The organism is Amycolatopsis sp. lyj-84 (genome assembly GCF_046549075.1).
Classification (GTDB): Bacteria; Actinomycetota; Actinomycetes; order Mycobacteriales; family Pseudonocardiaceae; genus Amycolatopsis.
This window is the reverse complement of record NZ_JAJPWO010000030.1, coordinates 1-24,866: the sequence shown is the minus strand read 5'-3', so window position 1 is coordinate 24,866 and position 24,866 is coordinate 1. Positions and strand designations below refer to the sequence as shown.

Annotated in this window: 12 protein-coding genes; 6 read left to right on the top strand and 6 right to left on the bottom strand. The window is 66.1% G+C overall.

All coding sequences use genetic code 11. From position 1 onward, the window contains the following. The first annotated feature begins 5 nt into the window (after positions 1-5). Positions 6-542, top strand: a complete 537-nt coding sequence (locus ACLJRM_RS44000) for a methylated-DNA--[protein]-cysteine S-methyltransferase (protein ID WP_410666420.1) — start codon at positions 6-8, stop codon at positions 540-542. Here ACLJRM_RS44000 and ACLJRM_RS43995 read toward each other — a convergent pair. Together ACLJRM_RS43995 and lysX are read right to left on the bottom strand one after the other, a co-directional pair. Then, positions 539-1,126 carry a DinB family protein gene (locus tag ACLJRM_RS43995; RefSeq protein WP_410666419.1) on the bottom strand — a complete coding sequence of 196 codons (588 nt, stop codon included), beginning with the start codon at positions 1,124-1,126 and terminating at the stop codon, positions 539-541. The genes ACLJRM_RS44000 and ACLJRM_RS43995 overlap by 4 nt on opposite strands. A 148-nt stretch (positions 1,127-1,274) precedes the next feature. Then, positions 1,275-4,592 carry a bifunctional lysylphosphatidylglycerol synthetase/lysine--tRNA ligase LysX gene (gene lysX, locus ACLJRM_RS43990; RefSeq protein ID WP_410666418.1) on the bottom strand — a complete coding sequence of 1,106 codons (3,318 nt, stop codon included), beginning with the start codon at positions 4,590-4,592 and terminating at the stop codon, positions 1,275-1,277. A gap of 255 nt (positions 4,593-4,847) precedes the next feature. Between lysX and panB the strand changes: the two genes are divergently transcribed. From panB to ACLJRM_RS43970, 4 genes are all read left to right on the top strand, one after another. Continuing rightward, positions 4,848-5,723, top strand: a complete 876-nt coding sequence (gene panB, locus ACLJRM_RS43985; RefSeq protein WP_101612605.1) for a 3-methyl-2-oxobutanoate hydroxymethyltransferase — start codon at positions 4,848-4,850, stop codon at positions 5,721-5,723. 235 nt (positions 5,724-5,958) lie between these two features. Beyond that, positions 5,959-6,933 carry a hypothetical protein gene (locus ACLJRM_RS43980; RefSeq protein WP_410666417.1) on the top strand — a complete coding sequence of 325 codons (975 nt, stop codon included), beginning with the start codon at positions 5,959-5,961 and terminating at the stop codon, positions 6,931-6,933. Positions 6,934-7,022: 89 nt separating this feature from the next. After that, positions 7,023-7,982 carry a prolyl aminopeptidase gene (gene pip / locus ACLJRM_RS43975; protein ID WP_410666416.1) on the top strand — a complete coding sequence of 320 codons (960 nt, stop codon included), beginning with the start codon at positions 7,023-7,025 and terminating at the stop codon, positions 7,980-7,982. A 906-nt stretch (positions 7,983-8,888) separates the two neighbouring features. After that, positions 8,889-9,149, top strand: coding sequence for a hypothetical protein (locus tag ACLJRM_RS43970; protein WP_410666415.1), 261 nt, complete (start codon positions 8,889-8,891; stop codon positions 9,147-9,149). A 334-nt stretch (positions 9,150-9,483) separates the two neighbouring features. Here ACLJRM_RS43970 and ACLJRM_RS43965 read toward each other — a convergent pair whose 3' ends face one another. Together ACLJRM_RS43965 and ACLJRM_RS43960 are read right to left on the bottom strand one after the other, a co-directional pair. Continuing rightward, positions 9,484-9,951: an SUKH-3 domain-containing protein gene (locus tag ACLJRM_RS43965; RefSeq protein ID WP_410666414.1), complete on the bottom strand. Its 468-nt coding sequence runs from the start codon at positions 9,949-9,951 to the stop codon at positions 9,484-9,486. A 6-nt stretch (positions 9,952-9,957) separates the two neighbouring features. Then, positions 9,958-19,527 (bottom strand): RHS repeat-associated core domain-containing protein, encoded by a 9,570-nt coding sequence (locus tag ACLJRM_RS43960; protein WP_410666413.1) that lies wholly within the window; start codon positions 19,525-19,527, stop codon positions 9,958-9,960. Positions 19,528-19,968: 441 nt separating this feature from the next. Here ACLJRM_RS43960 and ACLJRM_RS43955 point away from each other — a divergent pair, with 441 nt between their 5' ends. Then, positions 19,969-22,947: a PQQ-dependent sugar dehydrogenase gene (locus ACLJRM_RS43955; RefSeq protein WP_410666412.1), complete on the top strand. Its 2,979-nt coding sequence runs from the start codon at positions 19,969-19,971 to the stop codon at positions 22,945-22,947. A gap of 51 nt (positions 22,948-22,998) precedes the next feature. Here ACLJRM_RS43955 and ACLJRM_RS43950 read toward each other — a convergent pair whose 3' ends face one another. Both ACLJRM_RS43950 and ACLJRM_RS43945 read right to left on the bottom strand, forming a co-directional pair. Further along, complete coding sequence (locus ACLJRM_RS43950; RefSeq protein ID WP_410666411.1) at positions 22,999-23,805, bottom strand: ABC transporter permease; 807 nt, start codon at positions 23,803-23,805, stop codon at positions 22,999-23,001. A 9-nt stretch (positions 23,806-23,814) separates the two neighbouring features. Next, complete coding sequence (locus tag ACLJRM_RS43945) at positions 23,815-24,699, bottom strand: ABC transporter permease (RefSeq protein ID WP_410666410.1); 885 nt, start codon at positions 24,697-24,699, stop codon at positions 23,815-23,817. Positions 24,700-24,866: the final 167 nt, after the last annotated feature.

The following is a 24,866-nucleotide window of genomic DNA, read 5'->3' as shown; positions in this document are numbered from 1 at the left end:
GATTCATGACGGCACCGGGCTACGCCGTGTTCGGCACCGCGATCGGCGACTGCGGCATCGCGTGGAGCGAACGCGGGGTCATCGCGGTCCAGCTACCCGAAGGCAGTGAAGAGAAGACCAGGGCGCGGCTCACCGCACGCCTGCCCGACGCGGTCGAGTCCGCGCCACCGGCAGAGGTCCAGCAGGCGATCGGCGACGTGGTCTCGTTGATGAGCGGCAAGCGCACGGACCTCACCGGCGTCGAGCTCGATTACGAGGGCGTGCCAGATTTCCATCACCGGGTGTACGAGTTCATCCGCTCGATCCCCGCTGGCAAGACGCTGACCTACGGCGACATCGCGAACATCCTCGGCATGCCCGGTGGGGCGCAGGCCGTGGGGCAGGCGATGGGCCGTAACCCGTTCCCGATCATCGTGCCGTGCCACCGCGTGCTCGCCGCGGGCGGCAAGGACGGTGGGTTCTCCGCGCGTGGAGGGGTCGCCACCAAGCGCCGGATGCTGGTCATCGAAGGCGCTTTGGCGGACGAACCGACGTTGTTCTAAACGGCTTGGGTGGGCGACCACGGCTTGAGCCAGGGCGTCTCCGGCCAGCCTTCCGCGGCGGCCATCAGCGGGATCGCGGTCGCGCCGTCGATGTGCTCGCGGATGATGTCGGCATGCCCGGCGTGCCGTGCGGTCTCCTCGATGAGGTGGAGCAGCACCCAGCGGACAGACCAGGCCTCGACGTCCTTCGGATACCAGGGCACGCCCTGCGGCACCGGGACCGGCTGGCCGAGGTCGGCGATCCCGGCGATGACGTCCGAGGTGCGGCGGGCGACCTCGTCATAGCGCGCGTAGACGCTTTCGATCGTCTCGTCCGGCGCCATCACGTAGCCCGCTTCGTACTCCTTCATCGTCTCTTCCATCGGCTTCGCGGGCTTCTGGAGGATGATGTCGAGCCAGCCGTCTTCGACGTGCGCGGTGTGCTTGATCAGGCCACCGACACTCAGTGAGCTTTTGGTCGGGACGGCTCTGGCCTGTTCTTCGGTGAGTCCGTGGGCCGCGATCCGCAGGACGTGGCGCTGCTGCTCGAGGTAGGCGAGGAGACCTTCGCGCTCGTCGGCGACCGGGGGAACGTTTCCAGCCATGGTGGCTCCTTCCATCGGGAAGGAGATCTTTACATCCGGCTCCGACTTCCCGAAGCGATTCGGCCAGGAAGAGAGCAGGGGACCTTTGCTATCGCTCGTTAGTGAGGCTAACGAGCGATAGCAAAGGTCCCCTGCTCTCCCGCGGCCGCTACGACTGGGGACGCACGAACGGGAACAGCACCGTCTGCCGGATCGAAGCACCGGTCAGCATCATCAGCAGCCGGTCGACGCCGATGCCGAGCCCGCCGGTCGGCGGCATGCCGTGTTCGAGCGCGAGCAGGAAGTCCTCGTCCAGCTCCATCGCCTCGACGTCACCGCTCGCCGCGCGCAGCGACTGGGCCTCGAGCCGCCGCCGCTGTTCGAGAGGGTCCGTCAGTTCGGTGTAGGCCGTGCCGACCTCGGAGCCGAACGCGATCAGGTCCCAGCGCTCGGCCAGCCGCGGGTCCACGCGGTGTTGCCGGGTCAGCGGCGAGACGTCGGTCGGGTAGTCGGTGTAGAAGGTCGGCAGCACGGTCGCGCCTTCGACGAGATGCTCGTGCGCCTTCAGCACGAGGTCGCCGTGACCAGCCTCCTCGTTCACCGGCACCCCCGCCGCGCGGCACAGCCGCTGGAGTTCGGCGACCGAGGTGCCCGCGTCGATCTTCTCCCCGAGCGCCGCCGAAACGGCCTCGTGGACCGGGATCACCGGCCAGTCACCGGAGATGTCGTACTCGATGACCTTCCCGTCCGGCCCCGGACGGCGGACGACCTGCGCCCCGTACGCGGCCTCCGCGGCGTGCTGCACGAGTTCACGCGTCAGAGTCCGCATCGTGTTGTAGTCGGCGTACGCCTGGTACGCCTCCAGCATGGTGAACTCGGGATTGTGCGTCGCATCGACACCTTCGTTGCGGAAGTTCCGGTTCAGCTCGAAAACGCGCTCGACCCCGGCCACGCACAACCGCTTCAGATACAGCTCGGGCGCGATCCGCAGGTACATCCGCATGTCGTAGGCATTGATGTGGGTGACGAACGGCCGGGCGTTGGCGCCGCCGTGCACGGTCTGCAGCATGGGCGTCTCGACTTCGAGATAATCGTCCTGGTGCAGTCGTTCCCGCACCGCGCGCACCACGGTCGAGCGCATCCGCAGCATCGCCGTCGAATCCGGGTTCACCGCGAGGTCGAGGTAGCGCTGCCGCACCCGCGTCTCCGGGTCGGTGAGGCCTTTTCTCTTGTCCGGCAACGGATGCAGGCTCTTCGCCGTAACTGTCCACTCGTCGACGAGCACGGAAAGTTCGCCACGCCGTGACGTCACGACCTGCCCGCTCACACCCACGTGGTCGCCGAGGTCGACACCGCGCCGCCAGCCGCCGAGGTCGAGCACGGAGGCGTCGAGCATCAGCTGGATCTCGCCGCCGAAGTCCTTGACCCGCGCGAAACAGAGCCCGCCGAGGTTGCGCATCGCGAGCACCCGTCCGGCGATGCGCACCCGGTGACCCGTGTGGCTGTCCGGGCTCAGGTCGCCGAACTTGGCGACGACGTCGCCGAGCTGATCCTCCCGGGCGAAACCGACCGGATAGGGGTCGATCCCGGCTTCCCGCAAGCGATCCAGTTTCGCCATCCGCACGCGGACCTGATCGGGCCGCCGCACCTGCTTCGGCGCGGGGGTGGCCGCGTTCGCGTCAATGCGATGGACCTCGGCGACGAATTCGTCGGTGACGGTTTCCAGTTTCAGCGCCCGGGCCGAACGTCCGGTGGGGACGAATCCTTCGAGCGCGCCGGCGACGATGCCGACCCGTGGCAGCCGCCGAGCCGAGGAATAGCACAGGAACCGCGGTTCCCAGTCGGGTCCGTACTTGGCGTTCGACCGGTAGAGCGACTCCAGCTGGAAGAATCGCGACGCCATGCTGAGGACGCTGCGCCACGCGCGCAGCACCGGGCCCGCGCCGATCCGCTCCCCCTCGGAGAAGACCGCGCGGAACATCGCGAAGTTCAGGGAGATCCGTTGTGCGCCAAGGTGTGAGCTCGCCGCCACGACCTCGGCGACCATGTACTCGTTGAGCCCGTTTTCGGCGTCGCGGTCGCGCCGCATCAGGTCCAGGGACAGACCGCGCCTGCCCCACGGGACGAACGACAGCATGCCGCGAAGCTCGCCCTTGGCGTCGTACGCCTCCACCATCACGCTGCGGCCGTCACTCGGATCACCGAGCCTGCCGAGCGCCATCGAGAACCCGCGTTCGGTCTCCGCGCCACGCCACTGCTGCGCCTGCAACAACAGCCTGGCCATCTCGTCGGCAGGGATTTCGCTGTGACGCCGGACTTTCGTGGTGTATCCGGCCCGTTCGATCCGTTTGACCGCTTGGCGGACCGAGCGGCGCTCTGGCCCCGCGAGGCTGAAGTCACGAACGTCGAGGACCGCTTCGTCGCCGATTTCCAGTGCGCGCAGACCCGCGTCGGCATAGGCCTTCGCGCCGCGTTCACTCGCACCGAGTACGCCGGGGGTCCAGCCGTAGGTTCGTGACTCGTTCAGCCAGGCGCGGACCGCGTCCGGCCAGGCGTCGGGATCGCCGATGGGGTCGGCACTCGCGACGCTGGTGCCCGCGAGCACGCGGTAGGCCACGGCGGCGCGGCCGTTGGGCGAGAAGACGACGCTCTTCTCGCGCCGGGTGGCGAAATACCCCAAAGAGTCGTCTTCGCCGTGTTCGGCGAGAAGGCGGCGTACGCGCAGTTCTTCCTCGTCCGTCCTCAAGCGACGGCTGCGGACGCCGCGGAAAAGCGTGTACAACGCGGCCGTCGCGACGGCGGTCGCACTGAGGTCGAGCAGCAGGTCGAGCCAGGCGGGGCCTTCGCCGATGCCGACGCGGCGCAGCTGGATGTTCTCACCGGTCGTGTGGTTGACGACCCAGGCGAACCGCTCCCAGGTGTCCGCGAGGCGGCCGGGGAAGGCTTCGCTCAGGCCCCATCCGACGAGGATGACCGCGGCCAGGCCGCCGAAGAGCACGGTGAAGCCGTCACGCCAGGCGCCAGGCGCGAGCCGGGCCGGGAACGCCGGGCGGATGATCCAGAGGAACGCGATCATGCCGATCGAGATCAGGTCGGCGACGGCCAGCACCCACACCTGGTGCGGGATGTGCCGGACCTGCCACGGACCCAGCTTGAGCAGCTCGGGCGACCACAGCAACGCGGCTTGGAAGGCCAGGGTCACCGCCAGACCGCCGAACTGGAACAGCAACAACGTGTACAGAGCGGCGCGTTTGCGGCGGCGGAGCGCGGCGCCGAGGACGACGAGCAACAGGACGATCACGAGACTCGCGTTCGTCGGGATGCTCAGTGCCGAGAAGGCGACGTCACCCGCCTTGAGCACCGGCCCCTTCACGCCGCCGGCGAGGAGGAGGATCACCGAGAACACGGCCGCGAGCTGCACGAGGGTGGCGACGATGCCGCCCGCCCTCGCCTTCCACGGCGGCACACGGCTCGCTGGGTTTACCATTCTGGCCTTTCGCGGTACTCACAGGTGATCGACAGCTGCTCTTACTTGACGTCAGACAACCCCGTGTGGTTGTCAACGATCATCATCCTCTGGTCTCAATTTCGTCGTTCGCAGGCGTGACGCTGCCTCGACACCGCGGTGTGAAGCTGGTCGCAGGGCCTTGGGAGGGCCATTCCCGCGTGTCACGCTTTGACTTGTTCAGCTCCACGACCCGGGGACCTCATCGAGGCCTCGAGGGAAGGACGGTCGACAAGGATGTCTGCCACTGAAAAGGATTCCGGCGAGCTCGTCGCTCCGTACGGGACCGGCGCGGCGCCCCAGACCACGTCTGGGAAGAAAGTCCGCGTACATCACCTTCGCGAGATGAAGGAGCGCGGCGAAGCCTGGCCGATGCTCACCGCCTACGACATGTACACCGCCGCGCTGTTCGACGAGGTGGGCATTCCCGTGCTGCTCGTCGGGGATTCTGCGGCGAACAACGTTTTCGGCTACGACACGTCGCTTCCGGTGACCGTGGACGAGCTGCTTCCCCTGGTCCGCGCGGTGACCCGGTCGGTGAAGCGGGCATTGGTCGTGGCCGACCTGCCGTTCGGCTCCTATCAGCTTTCGCCGCAGCAGGCGCTGGAGACGTCGGTGCGGTTCATGAAGGAAGGCCGTGCGCACGCGGTGAAACTCGAAGGCGGGCGGAAATTCGCGCCGCACGCCGAGGCACTGACGTCAGCGGGCGTCCCGGTAATGGGACATATCGGATTCACCCCACAGAGTGAACACAATCTGGGCGGCTATCGAGTCCAGGGACGCGGCGAAGCGGCCGACGCGCTGCTCGCCGACGCGCTCGCCCTGGAGGAGGCCGGCGCCTTCGCGGTCGTCATGGAGATGGTGCCCGCCGAAGCGGCGAAGCGGATCACGCACGAACTGAAGATCCCGACCGTCGGGATCGGCGCGGGGCCGGACTGCGACGCGCAGGTGCTCGTCTGGCAGGACATGGCCGGGCTTCGGCGCGGCAAGACTCCTCGCTTCGTGAAGAAGTACGCCGATCTCGCCGGCGTACTGGCCGGGGCCGCGACGGCGTTCGCGGAGGACGTCAGGCGAGGCGAGTTCCCGGCCTCGGAGCACTCGTTCCACGACTGACCCGCCTCTGAACTGCACAAAGAGAGCAAGGGACCTTTGCTATCACTCCCGCCGGGGAGGGCGATAGCAAAGGTCCCTTGCTCTCTTTCCCGGTGGGCGGTGCGCGCAGACCCTCCTTTAGTTGTTCACGTATATGAACTTCAATCATGTCCTTGACTAGTGTTCGAGAGCTGCCTTACGGTCTAGCCGTCGCCGCCACGACCGAGCTTCGATCCCTCGACGAGGAGGACCACGGATGCGTGTTCGTGAGCGGGTTCTGACCATCGCGACCGGTGCCGCACTGCTGTCGACGCTGGCGGCGCACCCCGCACAGGCCGCGACGGTCCGCGTCGGGACTTCGGAGCAGCTGACGACGGCGCTCGCCTCGGTCACTCCCGGCACCGTCATCGAGCTCGCGGCCAACACGACCTTCTCGGGCAACTTCAAGGCAGCGAAGAGCGGCACCTCCGGCAGCCGCATCACGCTGAAGGGTCCTCGGAGCGCGGTCATCAAGGCCTCGGCCGGGCGCACGCTCGAACTCACCGGCAGTTACTGGAACCTGACCGGTTTCACCCTCACCGGTGGTCAGAAGGGCCTGATGGCGACGGGCGTCAAGAACACCGTCGTCGACGGCATCAAGGTCACCGCCGTCGGCCACGAAGGCATCCACTTCCAGTACACGAGCACCGACAACGTCGTGAAGAACTCCGAGGTGACCGACACCGGCCGCGAGTTCGCGGGCTACGGCGAAGGCATCTACTTCGGTTCCGCGAAGGGCAACTGGCCGGGCGGCACGCCCGACCGGAGCGATCGCAACAAGGCGATCGGCAACAAGATCGGCCCGAACGTGCGGGCCGAGTCGATCGACATCAAGGAAGGCACCACCGGCGGTGAGCTGCGCGGCAACGTCTTCGACGGGACCGGGCAGAGCGGCGAGCACTTCGCCGACAGCTGGGTGGATCTGAAGGGCAACAACTACGTGGTCGCGGACAACCGGGGCAGCAAGGTCTTCGTGCACGACGCGACCTACGGCGGCTTCGAGGTCCATGTCCAGCTTGACGGCTGGGGCCGCGGCAACACCTTCTCCGGCAACACCGCGGACGTGCAGTCCAGCCACGCGTACGGCTTCTATCTCGTGAAGGCCGCTACGGGGAACAAGGTCTGCGCGAGCAACAAGGTGACCGGCGCCGGGAAGGGATTCGCGAACGTGGCCGCCACGGCGGGCTGCTGACGCGATCGAAGACCGGGGGCCCGCTCAGCCCGGCGGCGGGGGCGGGCCCCCACCCTTCGGACACTCGCCGATTCGGGCATGGTGTCCGTATGGACGATTTGTATCCGCCCATCCACGTTCGCGCCGAGGGCATGCTCGACGTCGGCGACGGGCACCGGATCTACTGCCAGGAGGCGGGGAACCCGGACGGCAAACCGGTGGTCGTCCTGCACGGAGGCCCTGGTAGCGGCATCTCGCCGATGGCGAGGCGGCATTTCGATCCCGAGGTCTACCGGATCATCCTGTTCGACCAGCGCGGCACCGGCCGCAGCACTCCGGCCATCGGCGAACCGGACGTCGACCTGTCGGTCAACACCCTCTGGCACCTTGTCTCGGACATGGAAAGTCTGCGCGAACGGCTGAATCTCGAACACTGGCAGCTCTTCGGCGGCTCGTGGGGCGCAACCCTCGCCCTCGCCTATGCCGAGACTCATCCGAGCCGCGTCACCGAGATCATCTTGCGCGGCGTCTTCACCGTCCGGCGTAGCGAACTCGACTGGATCTATGGCGGCGGCGCCGCGAATCTCTTTCCCCGTGAGTGGGAAGCCTTCCTCGCTCCGATTCCCGAAGAACACCGCGACGACCCGATGGCGGCCTACCGCGAACTCGTCTATCACCCCGATCAAGCGATCCGGGAGCGTGCCGCCATCGCTTGGAGCACCTGGGAAGGAGCGATCGTCTGCCTGCGCCCGGATCCGGCCTTCCGCAACCAGTACGCGTCCCCGGACTTCGCGGTCACGTTCGCGCGGCTCGCGTTGCACTACTTCTGTCATGGGGCGTGGCTCGAGGAAGGACAGCTGATCCGCGAGGCCGGCAAGCTGTCGGGGATTCCCGGCGTGATCGTGCAGGGGCGGTACGACGCGGTGTGCCCGCCGGTGACGGCTTACGAGCTGCACCGGGCTTGGCCGGACTCGAAGCTGGATCTGGTGGAAGCCGCCGGGCACGCGGTGACGGATCCGGGGATGCTGGCGGCGCTTCGGGAGGCGACGGATTCTTTCCGACCGTTTTGACCAAGGCCCCTGAGTCGAGGTGCCCGCGCCTGCCAGGCAGCGAAACCCGGAACTCCTGCAAGCGTCACGGTACTGCGAAGGCCCCGCCAGCCCAGCTGGGCTGGCGGGGCCTTCCTACGCCCTCGTTATCTAGGCAATCGAGACAACATCCGCGCGAGTTCGTCTGGAAACTCTGCCATGTGCGGTCCGGCGCAAAACCTCACGGTGCAAGCCGCCGAGGCAAACTCCATCGCCGAATACTCTCCGTTCGACAGCATCTTCGCAGACATTCCCAAAGGGACCACAAAGTTCGCTTGAGCCTCATCTGTCATCGAATCAAGAAAATTGGTTTCTTCCGAGAAGACGAACTCCGCGATTGAATCCAAAACCCCCCACCAGGTCGAAAATGTTCACTCGACAGGATGTTTCAATCATGTCTTCGTATTCAGCGAAGCCGAAACGATTTATACGAAGATGCTGCTTACTCGCATCCTTTTCCACGGCAGTCGATTCCCTGGCGATCCAGTCTAGGCTTAAATACTAACGCGCAAGGCCGGCAGGTGCGTCTTATACGCCACCTGGCGGAGAATTCAAGCCTCTCACTTTCACCACCACTCGAACTCTTTGATGAGACACATGGTCTCTGCGCATCCCGAATAGTAGCGGCCGTCCTCCGGCGCGAATTCCCGCACAAGGAAATCTTGCCCCGAAATCGGAGTGGTGAGGCTGTCAATGCAGGTCGCAAGGTCGCAGTTGTGAATGAGGACCGGCGTCTGACCTACGACGACGTACTACACGTGGTCCGTGCCGACGGTCAGGTTGTCGAATCCTTAAGCCCCGATCCCCTCGACCATGAGGCCATCATCACTTTCTACAAAGTGCTCCGCAAACACCTCGCATAGGGCACGCTCTCAGCAAACTACAAGGATGACCCCAAGCTTTGCCGAGATCTTGCGCGGTCTGATGGACAACCGCGACCTGTCGCCCCGGGCCATTAGTCGAGTGAGAGAAATCGCTCCGACATTGCAAATCTCTGACCAAATCGGCGATCTAGTTTTGATTGCAATTTTGCGTCTCGGGCAAGGGAAAGCATTCGACGAGCTTTCCATCTATTTCCCTCACGCTTACACAGCCACAATCAGGACGGCGACCTCAACATTAAGCCCCAATTGCCATCCCGAAGTGTAGCCACCTGGAACAACTTAAAGATCCACACCTGACATAAGCCGCTCAGACCGTTTGATGGTCAATTCGCTGATCAAAATTCGATCCGAATATCAATCTCATCAAGGGGGGCCGAGCCATCGACGCCATGGGGACACCCCGGCGACCAGGACGACGATCCTGACGCCCCACCCGCCACAGCCGTCATCCGCTGACGTTGCCGTCAAATACCGCAGAGCCCTCATCGACATCCCTGTCGATGAGGGCTCGTGTGCGGTTTTCAGGGTTCTGAATCCTCAGCCGAGAGGGTGCCGTTTTCTGAAGAACCCAAGTTCATCAAGGCTGCCACGCATCCTTCTCACTGAAGCGTCCACTCACCCAATGAAATTGGTCGAATCCCAGCAGTCATCATCGAGAACATTGCATTGCGATCTTCCCCATATTGATAGACCGATGAATCGAACCCTGCATAGAACCTTCCGTCGCTTCCCGAGTACACGGTCAGATGGAAGCTGTCCACGCCAATCGGGAATAGAGGGGTGTCAGCCACCTCTGTGCATCGGCGAGCCACGTCTGCATCACGGGTGGTGCAGACCGCGGACGGATCAAAATTCGTCCAGCTAGAGATCCTCTCCCCCGCGATAACGAGGGCTGGGAGATGGTCGATCCTCAGGCCAAGATATTCACCCAAGAACTTCCTTGCCTCCTCATGACAGGCGAAACCGACACGCTCCAGACCCGCCACGATGGCATCCGTCTCACGGCGAAACCCAGCCCCCTCCCAGCCACACGACCTGAGGAATTTCTCCAACTCCGACTCGCGCATCCTTTTTCACCTCGATAGGTCTTTCGCTCCACGCCGAACAAGAACACTCTGACAGGATAAGCACGCCGCTTCTGGGGCGCCCGTGGCACTGCGAACGGTCAAGAACTCGATGTCACTCAACCGCAGCGAGCGCCCAACTTGATCCTCAAAATCGGCTCCATGTTCGGCGATTAGAGCATTGCAGGCCCGGATCTCGGCACAGTTATCGGCTCCGCGGCCAGCGATCTGCCCACCATCCGCAAGAACAGAGTCAATCTCGGGCTCGAAATAGGCGGGGCGAGACGTATGACCAGAGTGACCTGTGGAAACCATATCCGTACCCCGGAACCGAGCTGCCGCGCTCATTGTGGCGTCCGCGGGCGCCGATTGCGCTGCTGCTCTAGCCTCACGTCCGCAGTTGTGCGTGAGGACCGGCGTCTGACCTGCGACGACGAAGTACGTGTGGTCACCATCGACCGTCAGGTTATAGACCCGCCGAGTGTCAGACCACGACCGCGTACCCGTGACAGTCGCATCCCGGTGATCACCGGTCTCCAGCCGGTGCCCGGCCTTCAGATCAACAGCGTGCGACCACCGCTTCTCCGACTCCACCCAGAACGGATGCTCATCCGTCGCCACCACCGACCCACGATCGGCACCACTCGCGACACCGACCTCCACCAACGTCCGCTGACTCGCATGCGAACGAGCATCCGTCACCACCCGAACCGCAGAACGCCCCGTCGTCGGATCCTTCGCCAGGACCCTGTCCCCGACCTTCACATCCTTGATCGGCTTACGAGACCCGTCGCCCATCACCACCATGGTGTTCGGATCGAAGCTGTTCCCCGTCTCACACTTCCCCGCCGGGCTGCTCGACGAGTCGTCGTGGTGCTTACCCCGCCCCTTGTTCCGCCCAGCCAACCCAGCCAACCCGGCCAGAGCATCATCGGGAGAAGCACCCGACTGGGCGATCTCTGACACCGCCGTCACGGTCTCGGCGACGTTCTGGACGACGCTCCCGTCCCCCACCACCTGCTTCTTGAAGAAGTCCGTCACCTGGCCGGCATCCTGCACGTTCGCCTTGAACGACTGCACGATCCGAGCAGGCATCAAGGGCGACGACGAGACCAGGTCCGTGCCCTTGAAGACCGGCTTCAACGCCGCCTTCAACGTCGGGATCGGATTCCGCTTCGCCGTCTTCTCCGCGGCACCCCTCGCAGCAGCCGCAGCGGCCTTCTTCTTCGCCAGGATCGCCGCGGCCCGCCTAGCCGCGGCCGCGGCGGCCGCAGCAGCCGCCTTGCGGGCAGCCGCGACAGCGGACGCCTTACGAGCGGCGGACGCGGCTGCGTCGCCCGCGGTTCGACGGGCCGCGCCCGCGACGTCGTCGCCGTAGCGGCGGCCGAGAGCGACGGCGTCGTCGGCGTAGCGACCGGCCCGGCGACCGCCGCCGATGAAGTCACCGGCCTTGCGCGCCCATTTCGCGGCGGTCGCGGCGTTGCCACCGAACGGGATGGCACCCGCGGCCGACCACGCAGCGTTCTCCCAGTCACCCTCCACCGCGTAGATCGCGGCGTTGGCCAGGTCGGCGATCTCGCCGATGCCGGGGATCATGCCCGCCACGTCCAGCGCGGTGTGCACGATGCCGCCCGCCTTGTCCCACAGGTCACTGAACCAGCCGTGACCATCGGGATCGAAGAAGTTCAGCGGCGAACCGAGCACGTAGGAGTACCGGTTCGCGCTGATCGACGGCGAGTACGGCAGCTCGATGCTGTCGCGAGAGGCGAAGGTGCCGGAACCCGGCTGGTACCATCGCGCCCCCATGTTGACGTTCCCGTTGTCGGGATCCGTCCAGTCGCCCTGGAAGCCGACCGTCCGCTGTGCCCCGGTCGACGCGATCCGCTTGCCGTACGGGTCGTAGGCCGTCGAGTCGACGACGCCACCGGACGCAGGCGCCAGAGCACCGATGACGTCACCATGCCGGTCGGAAAGCGTGAGCCGGGAGTCGGATCCCTGCGAAAGCGAAAGCAAGCCACCATCGGGACCTCGACCGAAGCGTGAAACGCCGTCGCTGACCGCGTCCCTTTCCATGCCCGCGTAGGAGAACTTCTGGCCACCGCGGGTGGCGAGCCGATCGAAGTCGTCGTAGGTGTACTCGGTCGAGCCGAACTTCACGAGCCTGTCGAAGCCATCGAAGGAGTACTTCTCCTCCAGCCCCGATGAGGTACGTGAAGCCAGCGAACCGCGCGGCGTGTACGCGTACGTGTAGTCGCCGTCCGCGAGGACGCGGTTCCGCTCGTCGTAGCCGGCGGCCTTCTCGCCCGCCTTGACCCGGTTCCCGGAGTCGTCCCAGCCGTACTCGGTCGCCTTCCCCGCCGGATCGGTCCACGAGAGCATCCGCCCCTGATGGTCGTACGAGTAGCTGTTCTGACCGGAACCGGCCAGCCCCGTGGTGCTCTTCGTCTTGACCCGGTCGTTCGGGTCGTAGGTGTAGGCGATCGAAGAGAGAACCGAACCGTTGGCTTCCTTGAGGACATCGGACTTCGGCCGCGCGAGGTTGTCGTACTCGTAGGTCCGGACCCGGCCGGCGCCGTAGTCGACGGTCTTGACCTTTCCGGCCTCGTTGTAGCCGTAGGTCAGCCTGCCGCCGGTCGCGCCGTCGGTGACGGAGTCCAGACGCCCGTTGAGATAGCCGTAGCCGGTGGTCCCGGCGGCGTCCGTGCGCTTGTTGACACGTCCGGCGGCGTCGTACTCGAACGAAGAACTGCCGGAGGTGCCCGTGGCGGTCAGCAGACCACCTCGGTCGTTGTAGGTGTACCCGTTCTGTCCGGCCACCATCAGACGGCCGTCGGCGTCGTAGGCGCGCTCCTTGGTCTTCGTCGGAGCTTCCGCCCCCGAACCGGACTCGGTGAGCATGCGGTTGAGGGCGTCGAAGGTCCGGTCCCGGGTCACGTTGCCGGGTGCGGTCAGACGCGTCGCGTTCCCCGCCGCGTCATAGGACTGCGTCCAGGTCCGGTCCGGTGCCGCGGGGTGCGCGGCGGTCGACGGCTCGATCACCGACTCCGGCAGGTTCAGGCTGTTGTAGGTGAAGACCGTCTTGTTGGCCCGGCCGTCGGTGAACCTGGTGCGGTTCCCGGCCGCGTCGTACCCGAAGGACGTCGTGATCGACTTCCCCTCGGCGACGGGTTCGACCTGGCCCGAAAGCCGGTTCGCCGCGTCATAGGAGAAGGTCGTGACGCGCTTTTCCCAGTCCTCCGCCGTCTTCACGTTCCCGGCGAGATCGTAGGTGAACTTCCGTTCCCGCAACGGGGGCTGGTTCGCGGTCCAGCCGGCCTCGACGTCGAACTCGGACACCTGACGGCCGGCCAGGTCGTAGTTGAGGCGCTTCGTGACGCCCGCGCCGTCACTCACCCGGACCAGGCGGCCCTGCCGGTCGTAGCCCCTTTGGGTCTTCACTCCCGCCGGATCGACCGCGGTGATCAACTGGTTCAGCTTGTCGTAGGTGCTCTTGCTCTTCTCACCGGCGGGGTTCTCGACCAGGTCGATGTTGCCCGCGGCGTCGTACCGGTACTTGGTCGTGTAGCTGGTGGGGGTCGAGGACGGCTTCGGGAACCGCTCCACCGCGGTCGACGTGACCTTGCGGCCCAGTTCGTCGTACGTCGCCTCGACACGGGCCCCGGTCGGCGAAGTCGCCGAAAGCGGGAGGCCGGTCATCGTGTACGAGTATTTCCACACACCGCTCGCCGTACCGTCGGCCTGCGGATCCTGCCGTTCCAGCAGCCTTCCCAGCTGGTCGTACCGCAACTCGGTGGTGTGGGTCCGCGCGTCGATCTGCTTGATCACCCGCCCCACGGAGTCGTACCGGATCTCCTTGCTCGGGGTGATCGGCGCGGTGCCCCCGGGTGGTGTGTACGACGGCAGGCTCGACTTGACCAACTGGCCGAGCCGGTCGTACTCGGCCGTGGTGACCCGGCCGACCGGGTCCTTCGTGTGCGTGACCGAGCCGAAGGTGTCGTACCCGGTGATCATGGTCGCCTGTGTGTCGGTGGCCGCGCCACCGCCGGATTCGGTACGGACTCGCGGGCCGGTGGCACGGATGGGCCTGGCCAACTCGTCGTAGTCCATCTTCGTGGTGAACGCGGACAAGGGTTCCTGCCCGAGGTTGCCGCGGGGATCCGTCACGGCCGTCGGCAGTCCGCGTTCGTCGTACCGCCACCGCGTGATCAGGCGTTCCTGACCATTGTGGACGGTCTGCTGGATCCGCTTCCCGTTCGAGTCGTAGGCGAACTCCGTGGTTTCGGTGACGTTCGGCTGCCCGGCGCCGACGTTCGAGGAGTACCCGGACTTCTCCGACCGGATGACGTTGCCGCCGCGGTCATAGGCGAACTGCGTACGCCGTTCGAGACCGCCCGAGTCCTCGTTCGTCGCCGTGAGCCTGCTGACGGCGTCGTACTCGTAGGTCGTGGTCCTGTTGCCCGCGGTGATCTGCTTGGTCAGGTTTCCGGCGCCGTCGTAGTCGTTGTTCTCCAGCACGAGGTCGCGGACGTTCCCGGTGACCGGATCGCGATAGCCCTCCGCCACCACCTGGCCGATGAGGTCGTTGGCGTAGTAGTGGTTCCTCGTCGCCCTGCCCATCGCGTCGACGTGCAGGATCTGCCTGCCCGATTCGTCGTACCGGAAGGACTCGAGCACCGTCGGCTTGGAACCCCCAGGATCGGGGTCTCCCTCGCCGTCGCCGGGCCTGCCGTCACCATCGGCCGGGTCGACCACGCCGCCGTGCCAGCCGTGCAGCCGGACCTCCGCGACCTCGTTCCGGGCCGTGTACGCGTACGACCTCTTCACACCGCTCGCGTCGACCACGAACGTCCGGTTGCCGAAGACGTCGAAGCCGTACCGGGTTTCCTTGTCTTCGGGGTTCACGACGTGGACGAGCCTGCCGCGATCGTCGTATTCGCGCTTCGTCACCCGGGCCCGATCGCCGCCGGTGAGATCCAAGACCTCTTCCCGCTCGACGTTCCCGTCCTTGTCGTAGGACGTCACGGTCTTGGCGCGGTGTTTCACCCCGGTGACGGAGTTCGTCGTCTCCGGCCCGGTCTCCGCGATCACCCGGGAAAGCTCGTCGTACTCGTACGTGGTCTTGACGCCATCGGGATACGCCGCCGTGTAGACCGTGGCCGACGTCTTGCGCCCACCGACGTCATAGCCGAACCGGGTGCGCATTCCGGCCTGTTCCTGGATCTCGCCGAGATCACCCGAGCGGTAGTACCGGTAGACCGTGGTGTCGCCGAGCGCGCCACGCGTCATCAGCAACAGGTCCGCCGGGATCCGATGGAGCGGGTTGTCGAGCGCTTGCTCGGTGCCGTCGGTGTAGGTGTGTGTGACGGACCCGCCGTCGGGCATCTGCTGGGTGAGCAGATCTCCCTTGGCGGTGTAGAGGTACGTCGTCAGGTACCGGTTGTCGGTGGCGCTCGTCGACCTGCCGTCCCGGCTCCACGCGACCTTGTCGTTGGTCGGGTCGAGCGGATTGCCCGGGTTGAGGAAGTACCCGAAGTACTCGGTCTGGCACCTCGTGACCATCTGGCAGGTCCGCTTGCTGGTCACGTTGCCGCGCTTGTCGAAACCGAGGACGACCTCGTTGAGGTTCTCGGAAACGATGGTGCTCTGGTTGCCGTCGTCGTCGTAGGCGTAGCTGCGGATTCCGTAGCCTGCCTCGCCCGGCGGCTGGCCGGTGTTGTCCTCCGGACGGACGCCGAGGCCCAGCGGGGTGACCATCCGCAGGATCCGGCCCCGGACCGGGTCGTAGTCGTAGGTGTGGTCGCGGTTCCCCGGATCCGTGAACTTCACGGTCCGGATCAGGTTGTTCTCCTCACCGGTGATCACCGGGGCGCCGAGCCTCCACACCCCGCCGTTGCGGTCGGTGTAGGCCTTCACCCGCTCGTTGACCGTGTCGTACTCGACCTCCGTGGCCACCCTGCCGCTGGGAAGCACGATCTTGCTCAAGCCTTCGGACGGCTGCGCGGCCTGGAAGTGTTCACGGACCACGCTGTCGCTGAGCGGCTTGCCGTAGACGGCGATCTCGTCGATCGCGCCGGCGAAGTACCCGTGGTCGTTGGCGGGCTTCGCAGGCCAGTTACCCGCGATGAACCCGGCCCCGGCATAGACCTTGGTCTGGTTGCCGTGGTCGATCACGCCCTGTTTCGTCCCGGCCTGGACGCCGTCCAGGTAGAGCCACTGCGTCGCCAGGGCCCCGGAAAGCACCACGTGGTGCCATTTCCCGTCGTTGACCGACGCGGTGGTGCGGATCGGATTGGTCGTGCCGTCGGAGAACTGGCCGTACAGCTTTCCGTCCGTACCGACATAGAGCGCCGGGGTGTAGGCGTTCTGGAGCGCGCCGGTGATCTCGTTCTGCTGGTAGCCCAGCAGGACACCGGAACCGGTGGTCTTGAACCACAGCTCGACCGCGAGGTCCCTGCTCTTCTTGACCACGCCGTCCTGCAGTTGCAGTACCGAACTCGACCCGTTGAACGTCGCGGCGGTGTCGGCCGAGCCGGGCAGCGCGCCGGGAGCACCGAGGACGACGTTCTTGTACTTCCCGTTGTCCTTGCCCCGGTTGAACGCCACCTGGCTGACCGCGACGTCTCCGGTCGCGTCACCGAGCCGCCAGTACGCGTCGGGCGACGCGTCGTTCACGACCGTGCGGAACCTGGACTGGTCCGTGTACTGGTATTCGGTGGCGTTCCCCCGGGGGTCTTCGACCCGCCGCAGCCGGTTTCCTTCGTAGAAGTACTTCCAGTTCCGGATTTGGCCGTTGATCTCGGTGGCGAAGACGTGTGCGACCTTGCCGCCTTCGACCAGGAAGACCAGTTGCCGCTCGCTGGCCAGGTCGAGGACGCGGGACAGATTGGCCCCGTCCCACTGCACGATCGCACCACGCCCGACACCGTCGGTGTACCCGGTCAGCCTGCCCGCCGAGTCGAACCGGTAGGTGGTCGCGGTCTTGTCGGTGAGCCGCCATCCACCGTCCGATGTGGACGCGAAGTCCGCGAAACGCCCTTGCGGAGCGGCGTAGGTGCCGTCGGGGTTGAGACCGAAGCGCAGTTGTTGCCCGTCGGGATAGGTGACGAGGGTGTTCCCCGCGTAGTCGCGGACCACCTTCATGTCGTACTTCGTCGCCCAGCCCGTGCCGAACCAGTGGTCGCGCCGCGGGTCCAGCGAGTTGTACGTACGGGTCACGCTCAGTTCGGGGCCCGCCGTCGGCAGCTGGACATCGACGGCGCTGGAGTAGTAGTTGCCCACCATCGGGTCGAAGTCGCGATCGGATCCGCTGTGCGGCGTCATCGCCATATGCGAGGTGATCGCCGGCTGGGGAACCGCGCTGAGGATCGCGCTGAACGGAAGCGGTTCACTCTCGTTGGCACCGTCGAAGGCGAACGACCGCCAGAGATAGATCTTGTTCCAAGACAGTTTCTTGTCCGGAACCGTCCACGTCGGATTCACCTGGTACGCAGAACTGAAGCACTCGACCGGAGTGTCGTCGTCGCTCTTCCGGCACACCTCGAACCGGTACTTCAAGGTGCTGCCGGGCGGAGGGTCGACGTCGATACCGTTGGCCCACAGCTGCGGTGTCAGCGTCTGGACCGACGCGCCGTTGGGCGGGTACTGATGTTTGACGAACGGCGGCACGTCGTAGACGTCGAGCCCGATCCGGGCCGGTGCGACCTGGTGGTCGGTGAAGTAGTCGCCCGGTTTGCGGAACACGCTGAAGTCGAGCAGGTAGCTGCCGACGCCGATCGGCTTGATCTCGGCGTCGAGCGCCACGGACGCCCCCCGGGCCACATCGCCGGGAAGCTCGGCGGCCACCTGAGAACCGAGCGAGTTCCCGCTCCGGTCGAAGATGCGGTAACCCAGCGCGAAGTCGGCGCGAGTCCACGCCTGCGCGCCGCGGTTGGTCACGGTGATCTTGACCTTGCCCGGGCTCGTGCGGGTGACCGGCGGTTCGGGCGTCGCACGGTCGACGCGGTACTCGGCGTTGTAAGGCGAGTGCGTCACGTACAGCCGGGGCGGGTTCGCCGTACCGAATCCGGTGAACCGCTTCCACGCGGCCGGATCATCCGGGGCCTGCAGGGCGAGGCCGTGGTTCGCCGCGCCGCCCGCCCACTGCTGGACGAGGTTTCGCCCGTCGACACCGAGATCGACGAGTTCGTGCGCGGTCGGGCAGTTGGACCTGGTCGCCAGCGGGGCCATGTAGCCGTGCGAGAACACACCGTTGCCGAGCGCACCGCCGATCGGCGGCGTCCCGGACGAACCCCAGTCCGCGGTGACCGGATGCACGAACATCGGGCGGGGCGCGCACGAGCCGGACCAGAAGTTGGTCAGCTGCAACTGGGCACCGAAGATCCGGTTGTCCTTCAGATCCCCGCCGATCCCGCCGAAACGGAGATAGCTCGAGGCCGTTTTGCCGCCACTACGGCCGACCCGCAGTTCGTTCGCGTTGACGTGACGCTGACCGTTCTCGACAACCATGTTGCCGGTGCTGACCGACTCCTTGACCACGGTGGGGTCGACCCGCACGGGATAGACCCGCGCCGGGTCGCGCAGCCACGCGGAGTCCAGTTCCACGCGCAGGATCTGGCGGCCGTCACGGGATACGAGCCGATAGGTGACACCGTAGGACGTCGCGGGCTCGCCGCTTTCCTGGCGGCTCGAGTCGAGCATGTAACCCGCCGGGACACGCAGGACGGTGGCGCCGGCTCGGTCGACGAAGACCACGGCGCCGTCGACGATCCTCGCTTCGAGGCCCTTCAGGTCGAGAGCGAACTCCCAGGCGTGAGGGGCGTCGGGACGCTTGAGGACGAACCATTCCTTGGCCGCGCCGGCGGAGAACTCGACCTGCAGGTCGGCGTTCGGCAGGACGTCGGGATAGCCGACGGTGGCGCCCTCCGCGCGTCCGGCCGAAGCCCGCGCCCCCAGCAGGGTGAAGGCGACTTCCTGGCCGGCGCCCGGGTCGACCCGCATCGAGCCCGCCGCCTGCCCCAGGTGGACCTGGAGCGCGTCGCCCGCCTTGCGCCAGCCACCGGCCTGATCCGGCACCGCACGTGCGTCGATCGCGCCGTAGCCGCCCTCGGGCAACGGATAGTTCAACGGATCCTGGCCGTACACCGTGGTCTGCGTGCCGTCGGGGTTGTCGTAGACGCTGCTGTGGGAGGTGCGCTGCTGCGGCAGTTCCCTGCTGACCTTGTCGTCGAATCCGCGCACCTGGGTGGCGGGCGGCGCAACGGCCTTGGCGCTACCGCGCTTGTCCGCGGCGGGTTCGGGGAAGGTCAACGGCGGGTACTTCGACTGCAGCGAAGCGGCCGTCGCGCGGTTGATCGCGGGCGCGGCGGGGCTGTCAGGGGTCGGTCGATCCGGAACCCCTTCCGCCGATCCCGACTGCTGCTTGGGCGCGTTGGCCCCGGCCGCGGCGTCCGCGTCACCCGAGGACGGGAATCGTTGCGACGCCACCGGCCCCAGCGTCGCGACCAGCGCGACGATCAGCAGCAAGGCGAGTGTCGCCCGGAGTCTTGCGCGCAGGACAGGTCCACGACGGATCCGCTTCATGATTTCCCCCCTTGGGATGCCCGATCAGGGCAGCCCTCGGCTCCTTCAGAGCAGGTCGGCGAGTTGATATTGGTGGGGCGCGGAGGCGCCCGGCAAGACCTTTTCCCGAAATTGGGCCGAATGGCCGTGACCGAATGGGCATGGCCTACTGACCAAGCAGGCATCGAACTGGCGTTCGACAGCCAAAATTGACTGTCGCGGTCGATGATCTTCGTCACAAAACACCACTCACCACTCTTCGAATCACACCTTTGGCCGAATGACGGCACTTCGAGCAGCCGCTAGCGTCCGGCGTGCTTATAGCCAGAAGCGAGGGCGCTGGGGGCGGATCGTCGCGTCGCGTTACAGAATGAGCAACTCTGTCGCGCCGTCGCAATTTTGTGCGTTTGTGAGCACTTTTTCCGCACATGGCACTCTCCGTATTCGGAGAAGGAAGGTCCAATGCGGACTCGAAGATCCCTGATCGTCTCCGCGGCCGCCACGGCCCTGCTCGGCACCGTGGTGGTCACGGCACCCGCGGCACACGCCGCCCCGGCGCTGCCTCCGGGGTTCGCCCTGTTCGACACTCCCACCGGCCACCAGGCCGGAGATCTCACCGGCGCCGCCTACCTCCCGGACGGAAGCGCGCTGACCACCGGCCGTCTAGGGTCCGTACAGCTGGTACCGCAAGGCGGTCAGCCGGTCCAGATCGCCTCGCTTCCAGTGCACACCGCCGGCTCGCTCGGCCTCACCGGCATCGCGGTGGCGCCGGACTTCACCACCAGCCGGGCGGTCTATACCACTCGGGCGGTGTCGACGGGATCCTCCGCGGTGTTCCGTCTCAGCAAGTGGAAGGCCGGCGGATCCGACGCTCCCACGTCGTTGTCGGAAGAGTTCACCGTCCTCGAGTTCCCGGTCAACGCGGACAGCAAGGGCATCCAGGACGTGGCCGCGGACCCGGCGGGCGCCTCACTGTGGGTCGCCGTCGGTGACAACGCCACCGTCCGGTCCCACACCGACGCCACGAAGGACAACGTCGACAAGTTCGCGTTGCGCGCCTTGGACACGGCCCATCCGACGGGCAAGGTCCTCCGCGTCGACCTCACCGGCCGGGGCGTGCCGGAAAACCCGTTCTATGACACGACAGCTACCTCGTCTTGGAAGAGTCGCAATTATGCGAGCGGGCTGCGTGATCCTCGGATCGCACTGGACCCGCGCGGCGGCGTGATCGTCACCGATGTCGGCTGGGCGGCCCGTCACGAAGTCGACCTCGCGTTCCCCGGCCAGAACCTGAAATGGCCCTGCTGGGAGGGCACGACCCGGGCTCCGGGCTATCGCGACACGCCGGAGTGCAAGAATGTCGCGAATGCCGCGCCGCTCGGCGAAACGGTGCACAGCGCCACGGATACGATCGTCGGCGGTGTTCCTTACACCGGAGTTTCTTATCCCGAGGCTTTCCGTGGAATTCATTTCGTAGCCAACAAGGGTGCGCAAACTCTTTCCACTCTGGGGTTCGACAACGGAGGCACGGTCACCCAGCCCATCACCACCGTCGCTTCCGCGATCGGCGACCCGGTGTCGGTCCTGACCGCCCCCAACGGCGACATCGTGCTGGCCGACGCGGCCGGGGCGAAATTGCGCAGGCTGAGCTACACGCCCGTCAACAAGGCTCCCCGCGCGGCGTTCACCGCGACCACGGACCCGGCCACGAGCACGGTCTCGTTCGACGCGAGCACGTCGGACGACCCGGACCGTGAGGCTCTGAGCTATCAATGGACCTTCGGTGACGGCACCACCGGAACCGGGAAGACCGTGAGTCACACGTACTCGGCGGGCGATCCGGTGACGGTGACCCTTGCGGTCACCGACCCGCACGGCGCCCCGTCCAACACCAGCCGGACGGTCGTCCCGACCGAGGCGAGCCCCACCGTCGAACTCCTCCCGCCGACGTCGACGGTCTTTTCCACCGGTGAAACGGTCTCGCTCGGTGCCACGGGGGCAGATCCGGGCGACGGACCGCTCACCGTGAACTGGCGCGCGGATCGCGTGCACTGCCCTCGCAACGCCGCTTGTGAGATCAACCAGCTCAGGACCGCCACCGGGCTCACGTTCTCGATGAGTTTCCCGAACGAGAACGACACTCGCGTCGTGATCACTTCATCGGTGGAGAACGGCCGCAACGTCGTCGCCAGCAAGCAGTACGTCGCGAATCCACGACAGGCTCGCCTCACTGTCGTCGGGAACCATCCGGCCCAGATCAAGATCGGCGCGAACCAGGACGCCGGCCGTCTGGTGACGGTGGGAGCGGCGGTGCTGATCACCGCGCCGGCGACCTCTCTCGACGCGGCGAAGTTCGTCAAGTGGGCGGACAACCAGAGCACGGAGCCGGCCAGGCAGATCGTCATGCCCAGCGGCGGGCTCGGTCTGCGAGCGGATTACCAAACCCCGATCGAGAAGCGGTACGCCGACGAGGCACCCCTCCGCACCCTGATGGGAACCCCGGTGGGGGCGGAACTGATCGAGGGTGACGGGCACTGGCAGCTGTACACGTCGGGCCGTCTCTACTGGACACAGCAGCACGGCGTGAAGGCCGTCTCCGGGGAGATCCTGACCAAGTACGTCACGCTCGGCGCGCATGCCTTCCTGGGATCACCGAAGACCGACGAACTGGTGGGCGCGCTCAACGGACGCTACAACGATTTCACCGGCGGCCCGACCACGGGGGACGCCTCGATCTACTGGCACTCGACCATCGGGGCCATGGCGATCCACGGCGAGATCCGGACGAAATGGCGGGCGGCCGGCGGCGAGGGCGGACCGCTCGGTTACCCGACCAGCGACCAGCTGACCACGCCGGACGGGGTCGGCAGGGTCAACCACTTCTTCAAGAAGAACGCCTCGATCTATTGGACGCCCGCGACCGGCGCCCACTACGTCATGGGCCGGATCTGGCAGAAGTGGGGAGGCCTGGGATACGAAGTGTTCTTCGGCTACCCGACCACCGATGAAGTGGCCACGCCGGACGGCGTCGGGCGATACACGCACTTCAGCGGGAACGGTTCGATCTACTGGTCGCCTTCCACGGACGCCCACGAGATCCACGGATCGATTCGCGATCGCTACAAGGCGATCGGCTGGGAGAGCGCGGTCGGCTATCCCCTCACCGATGAGGCCTGGACACCCGGCAACACGGGCAAGTACAACCACTTCCGCCAGGGCAGCTTCGATCACTCGATCTACTGGCGTTGGGGCACCAACGAGGCGTGGGAGGTCAAGGGGGCGATCCGGCAGCGCTGGCAGAGTCTCGGCTGGGAGACGTCGTATCTCGGCTTCCCGACCAGTGGCGAGGAAACCACATCGACAGGTAAGCGCAGCAACTTCCAGAACGGCTACATCACCTACAACGGAACGACGGGAGCGGTCGAAGACCGTCGGTACTGAGTGAACTCCGAACGCCGGTGCGGGCTTACGAAGCCGCACCGGCGTTTCCTTCTACAACCGCCCGCCGGAAGTCGTGTCGCCGGAAAGCCGTTGTGCCAGGTAGACCGGGATCGTCGAAGCGAGGATCAGCACCGCCGCCACGACGTTGACGATCGGTGCCTGGTTCGGCCGGAACAGGTTGTTCAGGATCCAGATCGGCAGGGTCTCCAGCCCGGTCCCGAGGGTGAACGTCGTGACGATGATTTCGTCGAACGACAGCGCGAACGCCAGCAGACCGCCGGCCAGCAGGGCCGAGCGCAGCATCGGGAACGTCACCAGCCGGAACGTCGTGAGGCCGTCGGCGCCGAGGTCCATCGACGCCTCTTCGAGATTGCCGCCCATCCGCCGCAAGCGCGCGACGACGTTGTTGAACACCACCACGATGCAGAACGTCGCGTGCGCGACGATCGCGGTGAACAGGCCCAGGTCGATGCCGAGGATCGTGCGGAAAGCGTTGTTCAGCGCGATGCCGGTGACGATGCCGGGCAGCGCGATCGGCAGGATGATCAGCAGCGACACCTGATTGCGGCCGAAGAACCGGTACTTCTGCAAGGCGAACGCCGCCATCGTGCCCAGTACCAAGGCGATCGCCGTGGCCGCGAGTCCTGCTTGGACACTCGTGCCCAGCGCGTTCAGCGCGCCTTCGTTCTCCGCGGCACGTCCCCACCATTCCAGGGTGAATCTCGACGGCGGCCAGCCGAAGGTGGTGTCCGCGTTGAACGAATTGAGCAGCACCACCAGCAGCGGGAAGTAGATGACCGCGAGGCCGAGAACCAGAGCCGCCAGCACCAGGTATTTGGTCGTCCGGGAAAGCCGCATCGCGCGCTCCTACAGGTTGTCCAGCGCGCCCGTGCGGCGCACGGCGGCGAGGTAGGCGAGCATGATCACCACGGGCACGGTCGCGACGGTCGCCGCGAACGGCAGGTTGTTGGCCGCGCCGATGTTGTCGTAGACGACGTTCCCGAGCATCTGCGACGTGCCGCCGACGATCTTCACCGCGATGTAGTCGCCCAGCGACAACGAGAACGTGAAGATCGAACCGGCGACGACTGCCGGGAACGTCACCGGCAGGACCACCGAGCGAAAGGTCCTGAACGGCCGGGCGCCGAGGTCGCCGGATGCGTCCACAAGGGAATTGGGGAGCCGCTCCAGGCCCGCGTAGATCGGCAGGATCATGTACGGCAGCCACAGATACGACAAGGTGATCACGGTCGCGAGCACGCCGTAGCCGGGGGTGTCGAGGCCGAACGGGTTGAGCAGCCAGTGCAGGACTCCGTTACCGGACAACATGCTCCGCCACGCGTAGGCCTTCACCAGGTAGCTCGCCCACAGCGGGGTCATCACCGCGATCACCAGGAGCCGTCGCGCCCTCGGTGAGGCGAATTTCGCCATGTAGAACGCCATCGGGAACGCGATGACGGCGGTGATCACGGTGACCAGCGCGGCGATCCCGACCGTCCGGAGGGTGATCGTGCGATAGACCGCGTCACTGAACAGGGTGACGAAGTTGTCCAGCGACCATTCGGTGACGACCTGGCCGGTGAATACGTCGGTGTGCCAGAACGCGGTCACGAACAGCGCGGCCAGCGCGCCGAGGTAGGCGAGGCCGAGCCACAGTGCCGGCGCGGAAAGCAGCATGGCCAGCCGTAGCCGGGGCTTGCGGTACAGGAAGGCGGAGGCTTTCCGCCTCGGCGAATCGAGCGTCGTGGTCATCATGTCCACCTACGGGGATGGGACCGGGAGCGGCCGGCGTTGGGGGGGTGTCCCTATGGAAATTGTCAAGCGGCTGATGTCGTGGGGTGTTGGTAGTGGGTGTGGTTGCGGAGCATGGCGTAGAGGACGTCGCAGCGTCGTCGTGCGAGGCAGATGAGGGCTGCGTT